This window comes from Clostridium sp. Marseille-P2415 (assembly GCF_900155545.1).
Classification (GTDB): Bacteria; Bacillota; Clostridia; order Lachnospirales; family Lachnospiraceae; genus Lacrimispora.
The window spans coordinates 2,032,682-2,054,451 of record NZ_LT732526.1; the positions used below are offsets into that span (position 1 = coordinate 2,032,682).

Consider the following 21,770-nt stretch of genomic DNA (forward strand, 5'->3'; position numbering starts at 1 on the left):
GTAGAAAATATGGCTGTTCATGTAAAGAGCCCTGTTCTGATTCCAAGTATGGCAGAACAGTTCATCTGGCTATGAAGGACAATCCCAGACTAATCAACATACCTCCAAGGGATAGTAAAAAATGGAAAACTGAGTATCATGCAAGAACTTCTGTAGAACGTTCCAATAAACGTGAGAAATTAGACTTCTTATTAGAAAACGGCAGACACCGCTCTACTAAGATGTGGTACTGCCGCCTCTATCACATCGTGATGTTACAGCATCTCGATGCATGGGATCTGCCTTACGAGTCAGATCTCAAAAAACTTATTTTGCAGGTCGCATAATCTGCATCTCTATTTTAAACCATAGCGGCAGCTATGTCTATTTCTCATGCCCATTTTTCGAAATTTCCATTACTTTTCTACTCATCTGGATAATATTTACTTATCAAAGTTCACTTTGCCAGCCCTACCGGCATAATCCCTCAAGATTCCGAGAGATCATTCAACTCCTTTTTGTGACTTAATAATATAGAAACGGCGTAAAAGTAAAAAACTCTTACGCCTCAAAGTAACCTTTATTCATTTTCAACTATTGATAAATCAACATAACTGCCTTTCTCGGCCGACCGACGTAAATATTCCTTGCCTCCGTCTACACTGCATTTGCCACAAGAACACGTTACAAAATCATGCACAGTTTTTGATTCAATAATATCACCGCAGTATTTACATTGTATACTATTTTTCAATATTTTCTCCCATTTTAGCTTCTTGATATCGCTCATGCTCATCTCTTTTGCGTTATCCTTTCCGTTGCAACAGGACTACAACTTCTGAATGCCCCGTCCAAGGAAACAAATCAACCCCCCACCCTTTCTTCGCCTCATACCCCTTCTTCCTAAAATCCCCCAGATCCCTTGCTAACGTCTCCGGCCCGCAGGACACATAGACAACCCTTTCCGGCCTCATCCTTGCTACGGAATCAATAAACTCCTCCGTGCTCCCGCTCCTCGGCGGATCCATAAACACCACGTCCACATGCTCCCCGTTCTCCGCCATATTCACCATGAATTTCCCTGCATCATTGCAGAAGAATCTGGCATTCTTAATTCCATTGATCCTGGCGTTTTCCACTGCGTCCCGGACCGCTTCCCGGTTTAGCTCTACGCCGATAACCTCTTTTGCCTGCTTGCTGGCAACGATCCCAATCGTGCCAATTCCGCAGTAAGCATCAATCACCCGCTCCTTGCCGGTAAGCCCGGCGGCCTCGATCGCCTTTTTATAAAGGACCTCTGTCTGTACCGGATTCACCTGATAAAAGGATCTGGAAGAGATGCGGAAACGAAAACCGCACAGGATATCCTCAATATATCCCTTTCCATATAATACATGCTCCTTATCCCCCAGTACCATACTGGTCACCCGTCCGTTCACATTCTGTATGACCGTAGTGATCTCCGAATGCTTTTCCCGCAATGCCTTCACAAAATTATTCTTTGACGGGAATACCGGTGAAGCAGTTACCAGGACGACCATGATCTCACCGGTAACATATCCCCGCCGGATGAGAACGTGGCGCAGCAGCCCGTACCCGGTATCCTCATCATAGGTGCGTATCTTAAAGGATTTGAGCATACCTCTGATGGTCCCGATGATCTCATCTGCCTTCTGGTCCTCGATCAGACAGCTTTCCACCGGAACAACCCGGTGTGAATTCGCCTCATAAACGCCGGAAATGGGATTGCCTTTTCTGTCGTGATCAAACACCGCATGGACCTTATTGCGGTAATGGTAGGGATTCTCCATTCCAATGATCGGCGCTACACTGCAAAAAGGCTTCAGTAATTTCTCAAGCTGCTTCTGTTTCTGTCCCAGCTGTTTCTCATAAGGCATGTCCAAAAGCTGGCAGCCGCCGCATTTATGGGACACCGGACATTGGGAAGAACGCTTCCCGGGTTCCCTGCTGCGGTCCTTACCGTTCTGTACCTCCCTTTTCCCGCTTTCACTCTTCCGCACTTCCCTGTTATCACGAAATCTCTCTTTTTTTAACCGGTTATCTATCATAACTCCATTCCACCTCTTCTATTTCTGATCTCTTTCCATAACAATGCCCGGCAATTCAGTAAAACCATTTTCATTCCTGTTTAACTGCCGGGGTTTTCGTCTGCTCTGATATTCACAGCTATTATAATACATTCTTCCCGGGAAAACCACAGAAATCCGGCCTCCATTCAAAAAATACTTGCAATTTCTGTTCACCCGGATATAATAAATCCTAAGAAGACAAAAGGAAGTGTGACATCATGGCTGAGATATGCGATACTTTTTACCTGGACAGAACCATCTATAGCGGGCGCCCCGCGGATACCGCCGGGCGTCTCCCGAAAGAAATCCGCACCTATGACCTGTTAGACAAACTGAAAATTCCCTACAGCCGGCTGGACCACTCACCGCTCCCCACTATTGAGGCATGCCGGGATATTGATGCACTGCTGGATATTGATATCTGCAAGAATTTATTTCTCCGCAATGCCCAAAAAACCGATTTCTATCTTCTTCTGCTGCCAGGCGGGAAAAAATTCCGCACAGCTGTTCTCTCAAAACAGATCGGATCTGCCAGACTTTCCTTTGCAGAACCGGAATTTATGGCTGAATTCCTGGATATTACTCCAGGCTCCGTCTCCGTACTGGGGCTTATGAACGATAAAAACCGCCGCGTCAGGCTGCTAATCGATAAGGATGTGATTTCCCATGAGTTTTTCGGCTGCCATCCCTGCATAAATACCTCCAGCTTAAGGCTTAAGACAGCAGACCTTCTGGACAAGTTTCTCCCAGCCATCGGTTATGAATATACCCTGGTAGATCTTCCTTTGAGCCAGGATTAAGCGCTTTGCCCTTCTGCCGCTAACCGCAATACCACCTTTACCAGGCACCAAAATGGGACAGGATCTTCATCTCCTGCCCCATTTTCTTTCTGTTATTTTACAGTTATGCCCTAAGTCAAATGCCAGATATTGTCTTTAAAAAAAGCGATCCGGTTCTTTCCGGCCTGCTTTGCATGATACATGGCCCGGTCTGCCCTGGAAAACAGCTTTTGATATCCCTCTCCGCTCTTTCCCGTACTGGGAACGATTCCGATGCTGACAGAAAGACGCCCCTCCTCTTCCGGTACTATTTTTTCTACCTCATCCAACAGATTTGCCGCCCGTTCATGTACGTTTGCATCTGATGTAAAGATCACAAACTCATCACCGCCTACCCTTCCTACCAGATCCGGCTCCGGGTAAATGTCGCAAAGCATTCCGCCTACCTGCATCAGAATCCGGTCTCCTGCCGGATGGCCGAAACAGTCGTTGATCTCCTTGAAATTATCAATATCGATCATACAAAGCCAGCCCCGTCTCCCTTCTCTCAGCTTCTCCTCTACCCGGTATTCAAAAGCCGTCTTGTTGTATACACCGGTAAGACCGTCTTTTATGGACTGAAGTAAAAGCTGTTCTTCCCTCGCTTTCAGCCCGGTAATGTCCTGAAGCTTTCCGATAAGCTTAACCGGCCCGCGTGTCCGGTCTCCCCATTGAGCGGTAAGCTTGCAGCTGCACCAGTGATATGGTTCTCCCATTTTCCCAAGACAGAATTCAAACGACCGAATCTCCCCATCCCCGGGAGCATTCTCTCTGTGCTTTGCAAAAACCCGTTCCAAAGCCGAAAGGTCGATCTGTCCCTCGGCATTTGGTGACAGATACATTATCCTGTCCGGATAGGAGTATTCAAATATAACCGTATCCGTAAAAAAACTCAAGTTCCTGTACAATTGCTCCGTCTGGCTAAAACGGATGGGCTCGTGCCCTTTTATTGTGCTCCTTCCTTCTAACCGCCTTCCTGAATTTCCTGTCATGATACTTCCCCCTGTACCTTCTGGAATCCTTCATTCCGCATCATTTTCATTTGTATATCATACATGATAACGCTTTTTATCCGTATATGCAACTTGTTTTTCAGCCATTATTACGCATATAATACGTAATGTTTGTATAAAATATCCTTTATGATTAACCAAGAGGTGATAATGATGGATGAACAGTTTGTCAGGAACAGAATCACGGAGCTTCGCCTGAAAAAAGATATTTCCGAATATCAAATGAGCCTGGACTTAGGGAAAAACAAAAGCTATATCCAGGGCATTTCTTCAGGCCGCTCCATGCCTTCTATGAAACAATTTTTTGAAATCTGCGATTATCTTGAGATTACTCCCATAGAGTTTTTTTACACAGAAAAAAAAGAACAGCCTCTTCTAAGGGAGGCCGCTGCGCTGATGAAAGACTTGACCAAAGAAGATTTAGAGGCTGTTTTCCCTATACTGCTTCGTCTCAGAGCAAAGGCGGACAATCAAAAACAGGCAAAACCATAGATTTGTGGTTCTGCCTGTTTTTACTTCGTCAAGCGGATATTCGCAATCCGCTTCGCCAGGGACTTCCTTGATAAGGTTAAATCGCTCTTGTATTTTCCTTAAGCCACAAAGCTTCCTCCTGCGAAAGATATGGAGAAATAGCTTCATAAACAGCCTTGTGATAATCATTTAACAGCTGAACGTCACGTTCCGTCATAATGGACTTATCAAGTGCCTCCAGATCAATGGGAACCATGGTCAGGAACTCGAATTCCATAAACTGGCCGTACTCATTCATTTCCGCCTTTTTGCAGACAATCAGGTTTTCGGTGCGGACACCATGGCTTCCTTCCATGTACACCCCAGGCTCATCGGAAGTGACCATGCCTTCCTCCAGAACACAGTTATCCTGCCGCTCCGGAACCATACGCCAGCGTATTCCGTTGGGCCGCTCATGAACATTCAGCAAATAGCCCACTCCATGGCCGGTCCCATGATCAAAATTTATGCCGCGGCTCCAAAATGGCTCTCTTGCCACATAATCGAGTGTCAACCCCCGGCAGCCATACAAGAATTTTACTGCTCCCAGACGCAGCATGCTGATGACGGTCAGCGTGAAATGCTCCCGTTCTTCTTCTGTCAACGGCCCCATTGCAATGGTTCTCGTCACATCGGTTGTTCCTTCATAATACTGTCCGCCGGAATCCACCAGATACAGTCCCTTCGGCTCCAATTTCGTATCACTTTCTGCAATGGCCTTATAATGGCACATGGCTGCATTGGCCCCGTAAGCGGATATGGTATCAAAGCTTACCCCAAGGTTTCCTTCCTGTTCTGAGCGCAGATGATCCAGATGCTCCTGGGCGCTGACCTCAGTAATAACCTCCCTGCCCACATTCCGCTTCAGCCAGTAAATGAATTTCACCATGGCTGTGCCGTCCTTTTTATGGGCCTTTTTCATATTCTCCACTTCTACCGGATTTTTCATGGCCTTTGCCAGTGCGGTGGGATTCATCTTATCAATGATTTTGTTGGAACCATCGATGCTTCTATAAATGGCATAATTGGTCTTAGCAGTCTCTAATAGAACCTTCTGGTCTCTTAACTGCCCTACAGCCATGTAAATGTCATTGTATGGGCAGACGGTAACTTCCAGCTCTTTTAGATAGTTTTTCACTTCTTTTTTTAATGCACGGTCATTGATAAAAATATAGAAGCGGTCCATCGTTACCATGGCATAGGAAAGGACCACCGGATTGCAGTCCACATCATTTCCGCGGATATTTAAAAGCCATGCAATGTCATCAAGTGTGGTGAGAACATGGATGGAAGCCTTCTCCTTCTTCATCTGACTTCTAAGTTCCTGTATCTTCCGGGCGGAAGATTTTCCCGCATATTTCTCCTCAAGAATCCAAACCGGTTCTGCCGACAGCTGCGGACGTTCCTTCCATATAATATCCACCAGATCTTCCTGGTAGGATAAAGTCACATGCTTCTCCTGCAACAGCTCTTCCAATTCCTGTCCAAGCTGACAGTTCACTACCCGTCCGTCAAATCCCAGGCTGCCGCCTTCCGGCAGAACCCGGTCCAAATATTCTTCAACCGCCGGAACACCTGACTGTCCCATCCTCTGAAGGATGACACCGGTTCCATCAAGCTGTTTTCCAGCCTGTACGAAGTAACGGCCGTCAGTCCATAAACAGGCTTCATCCCTGGTGATTACAGCCGTACCGGCGGATCCTGTAAATCCGGTCATGAATTCTCTGCATTTAAAATATTCTCCTACATATTCGGATTCATGAAAATCCGATGTGGGGATCATATAAGCATCTATATGGCGCTCTGCCATCAGGCTTCTGAGTTGTTCCAATCTTTCCTGAATCATTGCTTAATCTCTCCTTTCGTTTCAAAATAATTCTCTATGGCCGCCGTTATTCCCTCGCTGTAGGTCGGGTGGGCACGCATGGCAAGCATAAGCTGTTCTGCAGTCAGCCCATTTGCAATCGCGGTTGCCATCTCGCTGATCATATCGGTCGCCCTGGAGCACACGATCTGAGCTCCTACAAGCGTACCGGAATACTCCTCAAAAACCAGATGGATAAAACCGCTCTGCTCCTTCGTAATAATGGATTTTCCATTTCCGCTCATGGAATAACGGCCGCAGCACACTTTCATGCTGCAGGCAATGGCAGCTTCCCTTGTGATCCCGACAGATGCGATCTCCGGTTCCGTATAGATGCAGCTGGGAACCACAGGAAGTTTTACAAACATGCCGTTTGGCACAACGGAAAGCCGGATGGTGTGCTGTACTCCTGCTATTTTTTCCACAACATAGGTTCCCTGGGCAGCCGCCACATGAGCCAGCTTCTTATCCGCTACCACATCACCGATGGCATAAATCCCCGGTTCACTGGTGCTGAATTCAGAATCCACTTTCATGTGTCCGTTTTCCATCTCAAGTTCCACATCCTGGCCGATCAGTCCTTCCATGCAGGGAGTCCGTCCCGCAGCCATCAGAACCTGGCCGGAACGGATGGCCTGTTCCTCCCCATTGACTTCAAAGACACAGACCAGCCCCTGGTTTAGCTCTTCCCGTATTTCCTTTACTCTTGTATTGCAGTATATGGTGATCCCTTTTCTGCTCAGTTCCTCTTGAAGGGCCTGTGACACCTCGGAATCCATGGGCCCTAACAGATGCTCTTTGCTCTCCAGTATGGTCACATGGGAGCAGAGGGCATTGAAAACGGTGGCGAATTCCACCCCGATCACCCCTCCTCCGATAATGGTGAGGCGGTCATAATTCCATGTATCAGAGGCCAAAAGGCGGTCACTGGTCAATACTCCCGGAAGGTCTGCTCCCGGTATCTTTAATGTAACCGGCCTGGCTCCGGTGGCGATAATGATATGATCCGCTTCATAATAATCCTTGCCTTCCGGACCGTTAACCTCTATGGTGTGTCCACGGCGTATGGTAGCTGTCCCATAAATGACGGTGACTCCGGATGCCGCAACAAGTTCCTTTACCTCATTGCGGTACGCCTTTACAGAACGTTTCTTATAATTCTGCATCTTTTTAAAATCAAAGGAAATAAAATCCGTGGATACCCCGAATTCATCGCTGTTCCGAAGGGCCTCAAAAATGCTGGAAGCATGAAGCAGGGATTTTGTTGGAATGCAGCCCTTATTGACGCAGGTTCCTCCCAGCTTTTGCTTTTCTACTAAAGCGGTCTTAAGGCCCAGTCCTGCTGCTTTTAGGGCGGCGGTATATCCGCCCGGCCCGCCGCCGACCACTATGATATCATAATGTAATGCCATTTGAATCCTCCCATTTCACCTGGATTCCGGCCTTTCAGGCCCTGTCCCATTTTTTCCGCCTGTCTACCGGATCAGCCCAAAATGCAGACAGGCATTCTTAATTCCATCCTGATCAATGGAATCTGTTACATAATCGGCAGCCTTCTTTAACTCATTCATGGCATTTCCCATGGCAATCCCCTTTCCGGCCGCTTTTATGATATCATAATCATTCATGCTGTCTCCAAAAGCCACGGTTTCGGAAAGAGGTATCCTGTAATACTCGCAAAGCCTTACCAGGCCCATGGCTTTTCCTGCATTCCGTTCCACCACATCCGCTCCCCGTTTATCAGCAAACATATGTACATGGATTTCCGGAAACGCTTCCTCCATAGCCTTTGCTCCTTCTTCATTCCCAATATAGGCCATGGTTCTCACTTCCAACTCCGCAAGCTTTCCCGGGTCTTCAAATCTTCTTCCGCATTCTCCCCAAAGGCTGGCATCATGCTTTTTTACCACTTCCGGATGAACATAGTAATCCCGGTCTCCGATGGTAGTCCCAACGCTGTATGGGGTTTTCTCTGCATAAGCCAGAATCTGCTTTAGCAGATGCTTGTCAAAAGTGTGTTCATAAATAACTTTATCCCCCACGGTTACCTTGGTCCCATTGAGATGAATGATCGCGTCAGGCCTTATCTGATCCCGTATCACAGTACTGAAGGCGGAATCCATATCTCTTCCCGTAGCCAGAACGATGATATAATTCTCCCGCAGCTTTTCTATGGTCTCCAAAGCGCTGTCCGGAATCATCCAGTCCTTATGGTCTATCAATGTCATGTCTACATCAAAGCTTACGATTGACTTCATCTATTTCACCTGTTTATTCTTCCTGAAATTATCTTGTCCTTACCATAATATCTTAAATTTGAAAAATTTTCAAGAAATATACTTTACCAATTCAAAACTTTCTGCTATAATGTCATAGTGTCAAGAGAACGGAGTATGGCGTAGCTTGGTAGCGCGCTCGGCTGGGGGCCGAGAGGTCGCAGGTTCAAATCCTGTTACTCCGATTGGCAAAACACATGATTCTTACCGGAATCCCTATACAGATAAGGATTCCGGTATTTTTTATTGGAGAAACATACAATTTAAATGTTCATTCCTGCCGGGTTTATGCTATAATCAGCTTATAAAATCAGGAGGTATTTTTATGAGTTATCATGAGCTTGACATGGAACACTATCTGCGCAAAGGCCAGTTTGACCTTTTTCGCAATTTTGCTTATCCATATGTAGGAATGACCGTAAATCTTGATATTACATATCTGATGAAATGCATAAAGGAAAAAGGACTGTCCTTTTATTTAACATTTCTTTACGCAGCGGCGGGGAGTGCAAACGCCATCCCGGAATTCCGCCACCGTCTCCATGAAGACAGAATTATCGAGTATGACCATTGCATCCCCTCCTATACCCTTGCATTAGAAAATGAAAGCTATTGCTATTGCACTGCAGATGACCGGCTTCCATTTCCGGATTATCTAACGGATGCAAAACTAAAACAGGAGGAAGCCAAACGGGCGCAGACCATTACCGACGGCGGAAATGAAGATCAGCTTTTTTTCTTTTCCAGCATTCCATGGACAAGTTATACAGCCATTATCCAGCCGGTGCCAATGCCGGCAGACAGCAATCCCCGCATTACATGGGGAAAGTATTTTGAATCGGAAGGCTGCCTTAAAATACCGGTATCGGTCCTTGCCAATCACGCACTCATGGATGGATACCACATATCGAAATTTTTCACCGGGCTTCAGAACAGGTGCGATCAAGCGGATTGGTTAACGCAGGACTTCTGATTTATGGAATAATTCCTCTTGCCTTTTTTCAGGTTTTCAGTTACAATGCTTTTATGGAGACATAGCTCAGCTGGGAGAGCATCTGCTTGACGTGTAGAGGGTCGCAGGTTCGAGTCCTGTTGTCTCCATTTTTTATAAACCCTGGTAAATGCTTAACTATCAATATTAAGTTTCCAATGTACAGCAATCCATAAAATCTTAATTTTCCATATATTTCCATAATATTTTTTCAGATTATGCTCATAATAATATTGTGTTCAATAACACATCATTATAAACGGAGGTGTCAAGCTATGGATGGCAATGCGGAAATAACAGTTAGCTGTTAGCGAAGTATTGTTAACAGCTTAAACATCTTAGTTCGAAAAATGTCCCAAAATTCATTTTTGGGGCATTTTTCTTTATATCATCACTTATCAATGAAATTTCAGTTTATCTGATTTATGGCAACAAAAAACCAACTACCGAATATTGATAGCTGGCTATACGTTTATAATTATTAAAGGACCCGTTTATGTGCAATACCATCGATTTACCAGTACAATTCCCTCAAGGGTGGCAAACAAAATTGCATCGTGTTGCCTGTTCCCGTATTTGTGGAGCCGCCAATCAAAAATCTCTTAATAAAGTACCCTTTGCTTCCTTCCAATCAACAAGTAGATTGTAACGATCTGTCTTAAATCGCAAAACGCAGTAGTTTGGATCTTCCGGTCCGTTGAAATTATCTTCAAAAATTATTAAAAAGACCTTATAGTATTAGCCGCCAGAAATCAACTGGCGGCTAATATCATCTAAATCTCTTCTATTCCAGCAATCTTCTCCATCGGTATCGATAGCACGTTTCCATTCTCCTCAATGGTCAAAGACGTTTCGCTACAAGACTTGATTATCACACCTTGATATCCATCATCATCGAATATAAATGATTTAATTCCCGGGCTATGCATTTGAATCGTACATTTTTTATCGACGAATTCCAAAAAAGGGTTCTGTTTGTTACTTCTAATAGAAACACTTGTTGCTCCACAGTCATCTCTAAGAACCAAAAAAGAATCAATATACTCTTTTCTGATACAGCCTAATTTTTGAAACTTACTTTGAAAAAAGAGCACTTTTTCTTTATCTGCAATCGGTATAACTTCCAGATATGGAGTATCCCAGCCCTTTAATTCGATATTGCATACCTTATTAAAGCAGGAAGTATACGTATCCTCATTTATTCGACTGTCACTTACTTTTTCATTTACATTATCGGATGTGTCATCCATTAAATAATCTGTAGTAACATTAAAATATTTACTAAGAATAAGTATTTTTTCTGGCTCTGGATATACTGCATTCGTTTCCCATTTTGAAACCGACTGACGGCTAACCGAACATACCTCTGCAATCTGTTCCTGAGTATATCCTTCTTTTCTTCTAAGATAACTTAATTTATCACCAATATTCATATTTTTTGTCATTCCTCTCGCTCCTTTTTATTGTGTAATTATAAGTCTGCTAAACATAAATATCAACCAACTAACGCGCGCATTTGTAAACTGCAGGTTGCTTTTCTCATAAAACAGAAAAAATTACATGTAGTTTCCTTTTTTTACATAGCAAAAAAAGCATGAATTGATTGTGATATTATATCCATAGCAAGGGGGGCGGAAAAATATTTAATATTTGTGTTTGCGATAATAACAAAATAGATTTAAAAATACAAAAATTACTATGCGAGATATCACATGAATTAAACATTCATCTTGATGTCAAAATTTTTAATAAATCGAAAGAAATTATAAAGCATGCCATATCAAACAATATTGATATAGTATTATTAGAAACAGATATGCCGGAAATAGATGGTATAACCATTGGAAAAAAGTTAAAGTCTTTAAATCAGAATATCGAAATAGTTTTTCTGACTTTCAATAAATCCTATGCTTTAGATGCATTTCGAATTGGTGCTGCCGGATATGTCATTAAACCCATATTATACTACGATTTCAAATATGTTTTTAGAAGAGTTATCACGATTGTACAGGCTTACAAGGAAAACCATAACACGGCTTTGACTTTCAATGTACACAGGGATAAAAAAAGAATATGCCAAAATAACATTTTATATATTGAAAAGTATAAAAATAAATGTAATATCAAAACATCAGAACACGAATTTTCTATTTATACATCAATTAAAAATTTATTACCAAAATTAGATGATTTCATGTGGCAGATTAATCAAGGCACCATTATAAATAGCAAATATATTGACAAGGTTCATAAAAACGAAGTCACTTTGAAGTATGGTAAATGCGTTACAATAAGCCGTAAATATTTGAAGGTAGTTAAAGAGAAATTGAGGGTGTAATTTTCTGAAATTCCTAAATTTTGATAACAACGTTTTTATATGAAACATATATTAATATAAAACATAAAAACGGTGATTAATCTCATGCCTAATTCTGAAAACTCAAATCAAGATGCTATTAACATACCAACCTTCCCTCTTGACTATGGCCCGAACCCTTTTATTATTGATCTTAACAAAGCAGCACAACAAAACGATAACTTTCGTTCGGCCTTATGGACAGGATCCCATTTACAGGTCACTCTCATGAGCATTCCTGTCCATGAGAATATCGGTATGGAAGTCCACCCTGATCACGATCAGATTTTGCGAATAGAAGAAGGTTTTGGCTTAGTTCAGCTGGGTGAAGATAAATTCTCATTGTACGGACAATATCTCGCATTTACTAATTATGTAGTTTTTGTACCGGCTGGCATATGGCATAACATCCTTAATATCGGTAATGTACCACTTAAAATATCCTCTTTCTATGCCCCTCCTAATTATGCATGGAATACGGTTCAGAGGACGAGAACCCCTGATTCCACCTTGCAGAACAGCTTTTAAATAAAACTTTTTTCATACAGCCGGCAGGATTCCCACGATCTTGCCGGCCCCTCCTTTTTTGCGGAGGAATAAAGATTTCCATTGAATTGTCATGCATTGCATACGCCCAGAACACATAAATAATGGTTGGCCTCTCTCAGCACGTGATCTGCAAGCAATGGAATTATGATTGATCTGATCTTACAGTTCAATATGCCCTGCGTACCAGCAGTTTTAAAGTTTTGTAAACGCAGCATTGCTTCAATGCTATCTGACGTAGCGTCTGTATCATCAAGCGTTTTCTTTGTGGCCTGTTTTGCTTCAATTGTCAATTGATCAAATTCTTTCCCAAATAATCTTGCAGTATCAATAAGTTCTTCTTCACTCGGATCGAGCAGCCCTGCAATAAACTTTGCATGCTCTGCCATTTGGCGGTTCCAGAATTCTTCCAGATTAATCAAATCATTCGGTCTTACGATATTCCTTCTTTCGCTTAAATCAACCAGCATTTTCATAAACAGCCTGGCTTCTCTCAGTATATGTTCTATTAAAAGCGGGTAATTAAAGGTAAACATCTTACAGGATAATACATTGCAAAGTAACCTCTCCTTAAAGTTTACAAGAGAAGCCGTCAGACGATATGCTTTGCGGTTGAGACTGTCGACGTTGTTTTCTAACGAATGCATGCAGCCTGTGCCAGGCGTTAACATTAATTCCTTACGGGTCAGATCAACATTGATCGGAACCCCGGTGTAGAAATTTGTAAGTTTTTCTGCATTAACAGTAAATCTGGTTACAAACTGATTTGACGCTACCGCTTGCCGGCTGACATTACCACAGGCTAATTCTACTGCCTCTGAGAGAAGATTATCAAAGCTATCTCTTAATTTCCTGGCTTCCGAAGCTGCCTTCATATCTTTTGGAGTAAATCCAAGTTCCAGAAATAATGAGTGTTCCTTCATAATCCTTAAGAAAAAAATATTTAAGTCTAAGGATAGTGTGATAAATTCACACTTGGAAAGCATAGTTGTACCTCCTAAAAACTTTTCCCTTAAATAGGAAAAGTAGTATATAAATATAATACTCCTGCCACTGTACATGTGATACTGTTTATCCATGATTATTATACAATATTTGCCCCGTTCCAGGTAATCACCGCTCTCATAATAAGGATTCCACTGCATGCACAACAATTTAAACACTTCGGTTGTTTGAAAACCTCGCTCATATGTAAGTCTCCGGTTAAATAATGATAAGTTTTTTAATTTGCGTCACAAAACTGAAATTTTTCCGTTATTATATATGTGTCATCATACGGGCGGAAGTTCTCCTTTGCTCTGCTTCCGTCCATCCCCAATGCACTCCCTGCAGCTTGTTCACACTTTTTTTATCAATACATATATTATTATTACAGAACGGATTATCAGAGAAATGCAGGAAGGAGAGCTTTGGAAACGCATAGCCGCCGCTTTACAGTATTACCAATGACAAACAACTCATATTATGCGCTGTCTGATCTTAACTTTTAATTTGATAAGAGGTTCTGTAAAACTGCCCGATCATAAGTATGATACCTCAAAGGGGTGGAAACCATGTCATTCTGGTTTCCACCCCTTAAAAGAATCAGCCCGGTTTTCTTTTGGTATTGGGACCCATACCTTCCCGGCGGGAATTATGGGTCTGGTTTTGGTTCTCCGGCTTAACCTTCTGCGTTATGCTGTTAAACATTTCATTTGACTTTTTCCGGTTCAGCTTTTCCTGTTCATCCTTTTTCATTTCCATCACCTCAGGATTAGTATGGCTGAAAGAGAAAAGATTTATGTAAAATCACAGTTTTCACGCATAATCCGCTCTTCGGCTGCGCACTATAAAAAAGAGGTGATGACTATGTCATATATAGCTCCGGCAGTCCAGGCAAAATTCGAAACTCTTTCGATTGATCTAAAAAATGAAATCCTGGAACGGAATGTTCAAATTAATACCATTTATGATTTGATCCGTATTTTGGAGGAAATCGTAGACGAAGGAAAATAACATTTTTCCCAAAAACAGCCACAAACCGGGACCGGTTTTATGGCTGTTTTTCATGATAAATGGGCCGAACCAGAACGGTCCGACCCATTAAAAAACGTAAAAATAATTATTTCCAGCATTTGGAAATGGAATTGCACTGACGGGTATTGTTTGTGGCTGCTGCCTTGGTCTTAGAACAGGAGCTGCCGTTCTTGCTGCTTGAGCAGTTGCTGCCAGAACAGTTGGATCCCTTTGTGCAGTTAGTACCAGTGATGCAGGTCGTACCGTTTTTACAGCCAAGCTTACTTAAAATGCTGTTGATATCTCCAGATTGTCCAAAGCAGCTTGATGTACTGAAGTTATTGGATGACAACGGACAGGTGGCTGCCTGAGCGGTCATTGGGACACCTGCTACGGTAAGTGCGGTAGCTGCTGCTAATACGAATACTGGTAATTTTCTCATGGTAATATCCTCCTTATTTGTTACGTAATTGTTACTTTTCTGTTACAAAAAGTATCATAACATACAGGAAATGGAATTTCACTAGTAGAAAAATGGCAATTATCCTCTGTTTTCCAGTTCGTATTCGTCGATTGCCAGCTTTAAGGCTCCCATAATGCCCTGATCATCATTTAAGCTTGGAAGGACAATGTAATGTTCTATATCCTCAAGCTCTTTTGTCTTAATATATCCGGCCAGCTGGCGCTTTACCTCTTCCCTTACCAGAGGCATCATATGCTCCTGATGCATGACGCCTCCGCCCAGGATAATGCGCTGCGGGGAAAGAACCATAATATAATCAACCAGGGCCTGGGCGATGTAAAATGCCTCCAACTCCCATACTTCCTTCCGACCGGCCAGTTCTGCGCCCTTTTTCCCCCAGCGCGCCTCTATGGCCGGTCCTGCAGCAAGGCCTTCCAGACAGGTCTTATGATAAGGACACGCTCCTTCAAAGGTATCTCCCGGATGCTTAGAAAGCAGCAAATGCCCGCCTTCCGGGTGCAGCATACCGTGAAGCAGTTTCCCATTTGCAATGATTCCCGCCCCGACGCCGGTACCAATGGTTATGTACATGCTGTTATCAAGCCCTCTTGTGATCCCCCAGGTAGCTTCTCCCAGCGCGGATCCGTTTACATCCGTATCAAACCCGACCGGAACCTTAAGGGCTTCCCGAAAGGCGCCTACAATGTTATAATTGATCCACGCAAGCTTCGGCGTGGTAGTGATGTAACCATAAGTATCAGAGCCTCTGTTTAAATCAATGGGGCCGAAACAGCCTATTCCAAGGGCATTGATCTCCTTTTCCATGAAATACCCGATCAGCTTCGGCATGGTAATTTCCGGTGTTTCCGTGGGGATGGAAACGCGTTCAAATATCTCACCGTTTTCATTGCCTACGGCGCAGACCATCTTTGTGCCGCCCGCCTCTAATGCTCCAAGTCTCATATCATTTTCCTCCTGCCTTATTCCGGATTGGAACAGATAACAGACATCTTTCCTTCTAATCTGCACTCCCCGCTTTTTGCCGGTACAATAAAATGCTGCCCGGCTTCCAAAGGAATTCCGTTTACCGACCCTTTTCCGCTTATTACGCTGATATTCGTAAAATATTTCTTAAATTCCTTCGTAAACACGCCTTCTATATCATATTTATCCACAGAATAGAACTGGCAGGTCACCAGATGGGTATGGACTGCACCCGGCACCTTTTCAGTCCCCGGGATGGTCTTATCTTCCCTAAAGGGAGCCCTTATGGTTTCAATGCTCTGCTCCACATGAAGCTGTCTTGGTTTTCCATCGGATAAGCGGTCATAATCATATACACGGTATGTGATATCGCTGCTCTGCTGGGTCTCTAAAATCAGGGTTCCGCCCTTGATGGCATGGACGCAGCCAGGATCGATCTGAAAAAAATCTCCTTTTTTAATGGGAACGGTCCGGATAAATTCCTTCCACTGATGATTTCGTATCATGGATTCCATCTCTTCCCGGTCTTTGGCATGATGGCCGATTACAATTTCCGTCCCCGGCTCACAATCCAGAATATACCAGCATTCTGTCTTTCCAAGAGAACCGTTCTCATGGAGCTTTGCATAGCAGTCATCCGGATGAACCTGGATGCTTAAATCATTTTTTGCATCAATAATCTTAACCAAAAGCGGGAACTGGTTTCCGGGATAATTGCCAAACAGCTCCGGCTTTTCCTTCCACAGGCTGCCAAGCAGCCTTCCGTCATACATGCCTCCCGCAATTTTGCATTCTCCGTTCTTATGGGCGCTGATTGCCCAGCATTCTCCGGTGATATCACTTGGTATCCCATATCCGAATACCTCCCGAAGCCTGGTGCCTCCCCAGATGGCCTCCTTAAATACAGGCTCAAGAAACAAAAGTTCCATCTGTTTTCCTCCTTATGTGGCGATTTATGCTCACTGCCCTTATTTTACCTGAATATAGGGAAAAGGAAAAGAGGTATTTCTATTATATTTTTGAATCTTTTCCGTATACCTCAATCTGGGTAAGCGCAGGGAATGGGGAAGGATCATCTGCTTTTACCAGATTGGTTAATTTCACCCAGGTGATATTCTTCCTTTCCACGGAGAAGATATGAGGCTTTACGCTCTTTTCCATTTCCACAGTCTCTGCGGTTCCGTCTGAAAAAGTAAAGGAAGCCTTTACCCACCAGTTATCATGAGGAAAATCTGCACGTGTGTACAGAACAATCTTATCAAAATCCACGGGACGGCCGAAATCAAGGGTCATTTCCGCATCATCCCGGCGGTTGATTCCCCAGGATTCATAAGGCCATTCGCCATGGGATTCATTGGACAGAACGCCATCAATGGCATTGCGCGCCGCAAACACCGCTTCCCCCCTGGTTTCCACATTGGCAGAGGCATGGGGGAAACAACCTGTATCCCCATGCTGGTCCATGACGTTCTTTCCAATGTTCCGGTAAGCGGATTTCTCATGAGCAAAGGCTTCCCGCATGGTCAGATAATGCCGTTTTCCGGTAAAGGCTTTGGGATTATAGGAAACCTTTTTCTCCCCAAATGGGATGGAATAAACCACTTCCGGCTTTGTTACATAGACAAATGACTCATCCATGCAGTCATCAATACGCATCACATAATGAGCATCTGTTTTATCCGTTCCAAATGCAATGGTATCCCCTTCTTCGTATTCGCCTTCCAATACGAGGATTGCCTGATTCTCTCCGCATGCGGATGCCTTCACTCCGCCATCCCGGTCCTTTACAGCAATTGATACATTCGCCATGATCAATCCTCCTGTTCTTCCTGTTCAAAATAGTCTTTATACTCTACTTCTATCTGGTACTTCATTCTCTTCATGCTATAATACAGATGTTCCCTGAGGGACCGTTCCAGGCCTTTGATGTCCTTTTTCTCCAGCAGTTCAAAAAGCTCTGTGTGTTCCCTGATGATTCTCGTAAAGTCTGTTTCGGTTACAAAATCAAGCATGCGGAATCTGGTATAATGCAGCTGCTGGGCCTGTATCATATCCCAGAGCTTCCTTTTACCGGTAGCCCGATACCAAATGGCGTGCATTTCCGCATCAATGCGGTAAAACTGCTCCGGCTCAAACCCTTTTTCCTGGATCAGAGCCTGCTGCTTGCGGATCATATACCGCACTTCCTCCATCCAAAGAGGCGTTGCCATATCCATAAAATCACGCATGACCATGGTTTCCACTGCAACGCGCATGTAAATCATCTGTTTAATATTATCCAGATTCAAAAGCGTTACCTGTGTACCGGAATATGGCACCGATCTGACAAACCCCTGCTCCTGCAGCCTTCTGACCGCTTCCCTGACAGGGGTCCGGGATACGCCGAACCGCTCACAGATTTCGTTTTCGCTTATGATCTGTCCGGGCTTTAATTCCAGGTCCAGAATCTCCTGCTTTAAAGTTTCAAACACCAGTTCGCCACGGTTTTTATAGGTTTTGGTTTTTCCTTCCATTGAACCCTCTCCGTCCTCTATATCAGACATGGTCAAGCGGATATTCACAATCCGCTTCGCTACTTGATCCGGTTAAAAAATATGCCATGACCTCCGCCCTGAAAGCAGACATCATGGCCATATTTTTCCGTTTAGGTTTCAACCTTAAATCCGGTAATTACTGTGGCTGTTTGCCAATGTAAGCTAAAATGCCGCCGTCTACGTACAGAATATGTCCGTTGACAAAGTTGGAAGCGTCAGAAGAAAGGAACACGGCCGGGCCTGCTAAATCCTCTGCTTCTCCCCAACGTCCTGCCGGAGTCTTGGCAATGATGAACTGGTCAAATGGATGTCTGGATCCATCCGGCTGAGTCTCACGGAGCGGTGCGGTCTGCGGGGTAGCAATGTAACCAGGTCCAATGCCGTTACACTGGATGTTGAACTCACCGTACTCAGACGCGATGTTCTTGGTTAACATCTTAAGTCCGCCCTTAGCTGCTGCATATGCGGATACGGTCTCACGGCCAAGCTCGGACATCATGGAGCAGATGTTGATGATCTTTCCGTGACCCTTCTTGATCATAGACGGAATAACTGCCTTAGCTACGATAAATGGAGCGTTTAAGTCAACATCAATGACCTGTCTGAACTGTTCCGCGGTCATGTCGCACATAGGAATACGTTTGATAATACCCGCATTGTTGACCAGGATGTCAATGACGCCGACTTCCTTTTCAATCTGAGCTACCATAGCGTTAACGCCTTCTTCGCTCGTAACGTCACATACGTAACCATGGGCTTTAATTCCCTCTTCCTTGTAGGCAGCAATTCCCTTATCGACTAATTCCTGTTTGATATCGTTAAAAACAATGATTGCACCTGCTGCTGCAAGACCTTTTGCAATGGCAAATCCAATACCATAGGAAGCACCGGTGACTAATGCAACTTTTCCATCAAGGGAAAACTGGTTTGCTAAGTAATCCTTATTCATGATTCAATTTCTCCTTTACTTGATTTTTTAGCGGTCAGCTATCTCGTCATTACCACATTTCCGAATGTATCCAAATGCCGAAATTTGTATACAAACTCAATGGCTTGTATATATGCTAGCATATTGTATATCTTTTTTCAATATAAATATTTACCAAACAATATATATCTTATTTAGTTATTATTTTCCAAATAAAGCCTGATTATCCAGCCGGTAAGAATTTTTATAATTTTCTACACAAAAGCCCCGGCTTCCGCAAGGGAAACCGGGACCATAATTTCTTCCGCAGTCCGCCATTCAATTGTGTGTGGCCTTCGTCCGCACTATTCCTCCAGATCCATCATTTTCCGGTTCTTGAATTCCTGTGCTTTTCCTTCATTCCAATCATGGACCGGACGGTAATATCCTGCGATCCTGCTGTAAACATCTGCCGGCTTCCCGCATTTCGGGCAGGTTTCTTCCCTTCCGGAAAGGTAGCCGCAGGTCTGGCAGATGGAATACAAAGGCGTAAAGGTCAGATAGGGAATATCATACCCTTCTGTTATCCTTCGCAGGGAATCCCGGACCCTTTTCCAATCAGCCTCTTCCCGTTCCATACAGATGGAAAATACGGTACCTGCCGTATAAAGCGGCTGGACCATTTCCTGGTTTATAAGAGCTCTTGCAAGCGTTCCTTCAAAATCAGCCGGCAGCCAGGTGCTGTTCGTATAGTAAGGGACATCCCCCGCCTTTCCCGCTGTCCGGATCTTTGGAAACTCTTTTCTATCGATCATTGCCAGACGGTAAGCAGCCGATTCCGCCGGAGCCGCCTCCAGGCAGTATAGGTCTCCGTATTCCAGCTGATAGCCGATCAGCCTCTTTTTTAAGTGGTTCAACACGTCCAACGCAAAATTCCGGGTTTTTTCAGACTCCATTCCGGCCTTCAGCCAGGGAGCGTTCCAGCCCGCCTCGTTCATTCCAATAACGCTAACGGAGGAAAAATGATTCTCAAAGCTCTCTAAATAACATGCCGTATAAGGATAAAGCCCTTTCTTTAACAGCCTGGTAATGATATCCCGCTTGATCTTCAAAGACCTGGCCGCAATATCCGTTACCCGGTCCAGACGCTTATAAAAATCCGCTTCATCTGCAGATAAGTAACTGATTCTTGGAAGATTTATGGTGACCACGCCAATGGAGCCGGTGTTCTCTCCGTATCCGAAAAATCCGCCCGCTTTTTTCCGCAGCCCTGTAAGATCCGGCGTCACTCCCTGATAAGAGATTCTCACATCACCAGGCAGCTGTCCGCCCCTGATATAATTGGAAAAATACGGCGTTCCGTAATGAGAAGCCAGGGAAAACAAAAGCCGGTTATTCTCTGAGTCCGACCAGTCAAATTCCTTTGACAGCCCATAAACCGGGATCGGATACTGGAATCCCATACCCCCCGCATCTCCGGCCAGCATGGTCTCCAGAAACGCGCGGTTTATCATATCCATTTCATTCTGGCAGTCCCCATAGGTAAAGTCCATAAACTTACCGCCAACGATGGCCTTTTCATCCTTCATATCCTCCGGTACCGTTAAATCCAGGGAAATATGGGAAAAGGGAGCCTGGGTCCCCCAGCGGCTGGGCGTATTCACTCCAAATACAAAAGCCTCCATGCATTTCTTTACCTTTTCATAGGAAAGGCCGTCGGCTCTGACAAACGCTGCCAGATAGGTATCAAAGGAGGAGAAGGACTGGGAAGCCGCCCATTCATTCTGCATGATCCCGAGAAAATTAACCATTTGGTTGCACAGCGTGGCAAGATGCTTTGCAGGGGAAGCCGTAATCTTTCCTGCGATTCCTCCAAGCCCGTCCAGCAAAAGCCTTTTTAAAGACCAGCCGCAGCTGTATCCGGTAAGCATGGACAGATCATGGATATGGATCTCGCCCTGATGATAGGCATCGGCAATTTCCTTATCGTAAATTTCAGAAAGCCAGTAATTCGCAGTCACCGCTCCGGAATTGTTGAGGATCAGACCTCCCACGGAATAGGTCACCGTGGAATTCTCCTTCACATGCCAGTCCTCTACCTTCACATAATTGTCTACTACATCCTTATAATCAAGGGTTGTAGTTCCCAGATTCCTGATCTTCTCTCTCTGTTTCCGGTACAGCATATATGCTTTTGCCACATCGGTATACCCGGTCTCTTCCAGCACTTTTTCCACACTGTCCTGGATATCCTCCACAGCGATCCGGTCTTCCTTCACCTTATCCTTAAAATCGGAAGTCACCCGGAAAGCCAGCAGATCCACGATCCCATCCGTATAATATTTTCCCGTTGCTGTAAATGCCTTTTTCATAGCATCCGCTATTTTGGATAAATCAAAGCCTGCTACCGCACCATCCCTTTTTATCACCTTCAACATTCCGAT

The 21,770-nt window shown here is 44.2% G+C and carries 22 protein-coding genes, 2 tRNA genes and 1 pseudogene; 9 read left to right on the forward strand and 16 right to left on the reverse strand.

From position 1 onward, the window contains the following. A pseudogene (locus BQ9856_RS24990) lies at window positions 1–326 on the forward strand (hypothetical protein); the annotation flags it as partial. A gap of 233 nt (window positions 327–559) precedes the next feature. Here the strand turns inward: BQ9856_RS24990 and BQ9856_RS14225 are convergent. Together BQ9856_RS14225 and rlmD are read right to left on the reverse strand one after the other, a co-directional pair. Then, the gene (locus tag BQ9856_RS14225) at window positions 560–769 is read right to left on the reverse strand and encodes a DUF7695 domain-containing protein (protein ID WP_077611620.1); all 210 of its coding nucleotides are present in this window, start codon (window positions 767–769) and stop codon (window positions 560–562) included. 16 nt (window positions 770–785) lie between these two features. Further along, complete coding sequence (rlmD, locus tag BQ9856_RS14230) at window positions 786–2,048, reverse strand: 23S rRNA (uracil(1939)-C(5))-methyltransferase RlmD (RefSeq protein ID WP_442855532.1); 1,263 nt, start codon at window positions 2,046–2,048, stop codon at window positions 786–788. Window positions 2,049–2,287: 239 nt separating this feature from the next. Between rlmD and BQ9856_RS14235 the strand changes: the two genes are divergently transcribed. After that, window positions 2,288–2,869 (forward strand): prolyl-tRNA synthetase associated domain-containing protein, encoded by a 582-nt coding sequence (locus BQ9856_RS14235; RefSeq protein WP_077611621.1) that lies wholly within the window; start codon window positions 2,288–2,290, stop codon window positions 2,867–2,869. A 110-nt stretch (window positions 2,870–2,979) separates the two neighbouring features. On the opposite strand, the gene BQ9856_RS14240 is transcribed toward BQ9856_RS14235, so the two are convergent. Beyond that, window positions 2,980–3,879, reverse strand: coding sequence for a GGDEF domain-containing protein (locus BQ9856_RS14240; RefSeq protein ID WP_077611622.1), 900 nt, complete (start codon window positions 3,877–3,879; stop codon window positions 2,980–2,982). Window positions 3,880–4,053: 174 nt separating this feature from the next. Between BQ9856_RS14240 and BQ9856_RS14245 the strand changes: the two genes are divergently transcribed. Further along, complete coding sequence (locus BQ9856_RS14245) at window positions 4,054–4,392, forward strand: helix-turn-helix transcriptional regulator (protein ID WP_077613383.1); 339 nt, start codon at window positions 4,054–4,056, stop codon at window positions 4,390–4,392. Window positions 4,393–4,468: 76 nt separating this feature from the next. On the opposite strand, the gene BQ9856_RS14250 is transcribed toward BQ9856_RS14245, so the two are convergent. The 3 genes from BQ9856_RS14250 to BQ9856_RS14260 all read right to left on the reverse strand — a co-directional run bounded on the left by BQ9856_RS14250 (window position 4,469) and on the right by BQ9856_RS14260 (window position 8,532). Continuing rightward, the gene (locus BQ9856_RS14250; RefSeq protein WP_077611623.1) at window positions 4,469–6,256 is read right to left on the reverse strand and encodes an aminopeptidase P family protein; all 1,788 of its coding nucleotides are present in this window, start codon (window positions 6,254–6,256) and stop codon (window positions 4,469–4,471) included. Continuing rightward, window positions 6,253–7,686, reverse strand: a complete 1,434-nt coding sequence (lpdA, locus tag BQ9856_RS14255; RefSeq protein WP_077611624.1) for a dihydrolipoyl dehydrogenase — start codon at window positions 7,684–7,686, stop codon at window positions 6,253–6,255. The genes BQ9856_RS14250 and lpdA overlap by 4 nt, the downstream gene beginning before the upstream one ends. A 63-nt stretch (window positions 7,687–7,749) precedes the next feature. Continuing rightward, window positions 7,750–8,532 (reverse strand): Cof-type HAD-IIB family hydrolase, encoded by a 783-nt coding sequence (locus BQ9856_RS14260; protein ID WP_200801312.1) that lies wholly within the window; start codon window positions 8,530–8,532, stop codon window positions 7,750–7,752. Between the two features lie 129 nt (window positions 8,533–8,661). Between BQ9856_RS14260 and BQ9856_RS14265 the strand changes: the two genes are divergently transcribed. The 3 genes from BQ9856_RS14265 to BQ9856_RS14275 all read left to right on the forward strand — a co-directional run bounded on the left by BQ9856_RS14265 (window position 8,662) and on the right by BQ9856_RS14275 (window position 9,651). After that, a tRNA-Pro gene (locus BQ9856_RS14265) sits at window positions 8,662–8,735 on the forward strand. Window positions 8,736–8,875: 140 nt separating this feature from the next. Next, the gene (locus BQ9856_RS14270) at window positions 8,876–9,523 is read left to right on the forward strand and encodes a CatA-like O-acetyltransferase (protein ID WP_077611625.1); all 648 of its coding nucleotides are present in this window, start codon (window positions 8,876–8,878) and stop codon (window positions 9,521–9,523) included. Window positions 9,524–9,578: 55 nt separating this feature from the next. Continuing rightward, a tRNA-Val gene (locus BQ9856_RS14275) sits at window positions 9,579–9,651 on the forward strand. A 663-nt stretch (window positions 9,652–10,314) separates the two neighbouring features. On the opposite strand, the gene BQ9856_RS14280 is transcribed toward BQ9856_RS14275, so the two are convergent. Continuing rightward, the gene (locus BQ9856_RS14280) at window positions 10,315–10,986 is read right to left on the reverse strand and encodes a helix-turn-helix domain-containing protein (protein WP_077611626.1); all 672 of its coding nucleotides are present in this window, start codon (window positions 10,984–10,986) and stop codon (window positions 10,315–10,317) included. Between the two features lie 203 nt (window positions 10,987–11,189). Here BQ9856_RS14280 and BQ9856_RS14285 point away from each other — a divergent pair, with 203 nt between their 5' ends. Together BQ9856_RS14285 and BQ9856_RS14290 are read left to right on the forward strand one after the other, a co-directional pair. Next, the gene (locus BQ9856_RS14285; protein ID WP_268875617.1) at window positions 11,190–11,879 is read left to right on the forward strand and encodes a LytR/AlgR family response regulator transcription factor; all 690 of its coding nucleotides are present in this window, start codon (window positions 11,190–11,192) and stop codon (window positions 11,877–11,879) included. Between the two features lie 84 nt (window positions 11,880–11,963). Continuing rightward, window positions 11,964–12,425, forward strand: a complete 462-nt coding sequence (locus BQ9856_RS14290; protein WP_077611628.1) for a cupin domain-containing protein — start codon at window positions 11,964–11,966, stop codon at window positions 12,423–12,425. Window positions 12,426–12,514: 89 nt separating this feature from the next. Here the strand turns inward: BQ9856_RS14290 and BQ9856_RS14295 are convergent, their stop codons facing one another. Further along, window positions 12,515–13,429, reverse strand: a complete 915-nt coding sequence (locus BQ9856_RS14295; protein WP_077611629.1) for a DUF2935 domain-containing protein — start codon at window positions 13,427–13,429, stop codon at window positions 12,515–12,517. Window positions 13,430–14,027: 598 nt separating this feature from the next. Continuing rightward, window positions 14,028–14,180: a hypothetical protein gene (locus BQ9856_RS24885; protein WP_200801313.1), complete on the reverse strand. Its 153-nt coding sequence runs from the start codon at window positions 14,178–14,180 to the stop codon at window positions 14,028–14,030. 111 nt (window positions 14,181–14,291) lie between these two features. Here BQ9856_RS24885 and BQ9856_RS24890 point away from each other — a divergent pair, with 111 nt between their 5' ends. Then, entirely contained in the window at window positions 14,292–14,438 is a 147-nt protein-coding gene (locus BQ9856_RS24890) for a hypothetical protein (RefSeq protein WP_200801314.1), read from the forward strand. Between the two features lie 106 nt (window positions 14,439–14,544). Here the strand turns inward: BQ9856_RS24890 and BQ9856_RS14300 are convergent, their stop codons facing one another. The 7 genes from BQ9856_RS14300 to BQ9856_RS14330 form a co-directional block, all read right to left on the reverse strand. Beyond that, on the reverse strand, window positions 14,545–14,880 hold the full coding sequence (locus tag BQ9856_RS14300; RefSeq protein ID WP_077611630.1) for a hypothetical protein: 336 nt from the start codon (window positions 14,878–14,880) through the stop codon (window positions 14,545–14,547). 99 nt (window positions 14,881–14,979) lie between these two features. After that, window positions 14,980–15,864: an ROK family protein gene (locus BQ9856_RS14305; RefSeq protein WP_077611631.1), complete on the reverse strand. Its 885-nt coding sequence runs from the start codon at window positions 15,862–15,864 to the stop codon at window positions 14,980–14,982. 17 nt (window positions 15,865–15,881) lie between these two features. Beyond that, window positions 15,882–16,814 (reverse strand): type I phosphomannose isomerase catalytic subunit, encoded by a 933-nt coding sequence (locus tag BQ9856_RS14310; RefSeq protein ID WP_077611632.1) that lies wholly within the window; start codon window positions 16,812–16,814, stop codon window positions 15,882–15,884. Window positions 16,815–16,896: 82 nt separating this feature from the next. Next, window positions 16,897–17,694, reverse strand: coding sequence for a DUF7402 domain-containing protein (locus tag BQ9856_RS14315; protein WP_077611633.1), 798 nt, complete (start codon window positions 17,692–17,694; stop codon window positions 16,897–16,899). 2 nt (window positions 17,695–17,696) lie between these two features. Next, window positions 17,697–18,398, reverse strand: a complete 702-nt coding sequence (locus BQ9856_RS14320; RefSeq protein WP_077611634.1) for a GntR family transcriptional regulator — start codon at window positions 18,396–18,398, stop codon at window positions 17,697–17,699. Between the two features lie 157 nt (window positions 18,399–18,555). Further along, window positions 18,556–19,368: a gluconate 5-dehydrogenase gene (locus BQ9856_RS14325; RefSeq protein ID WP_077611635.1), complete on the reverse strand. Its 813-nt coding sequence runs from the start codon at window positions 19,366–19,368 to the stop codon at window positions 18,556–18,558. A 323-nt stretch (window positions 19,369–19,691) separates the two neighbouring features. After that, window positions 19,692–21,764 (reverse strand): ribonucleoside triphosphate reductase, encoded by a 2,073-nt coding sequence (locus tag BQ9856_RS14330; RefSeq protein WP_077611636.1) that lies wholly within the window; start codon window positions 21,762–21,764, stop codon window positions 19,692–19,694. Between the last annotated feature and the right edge of the window lie 6 nt (window positions 21,765–21,770).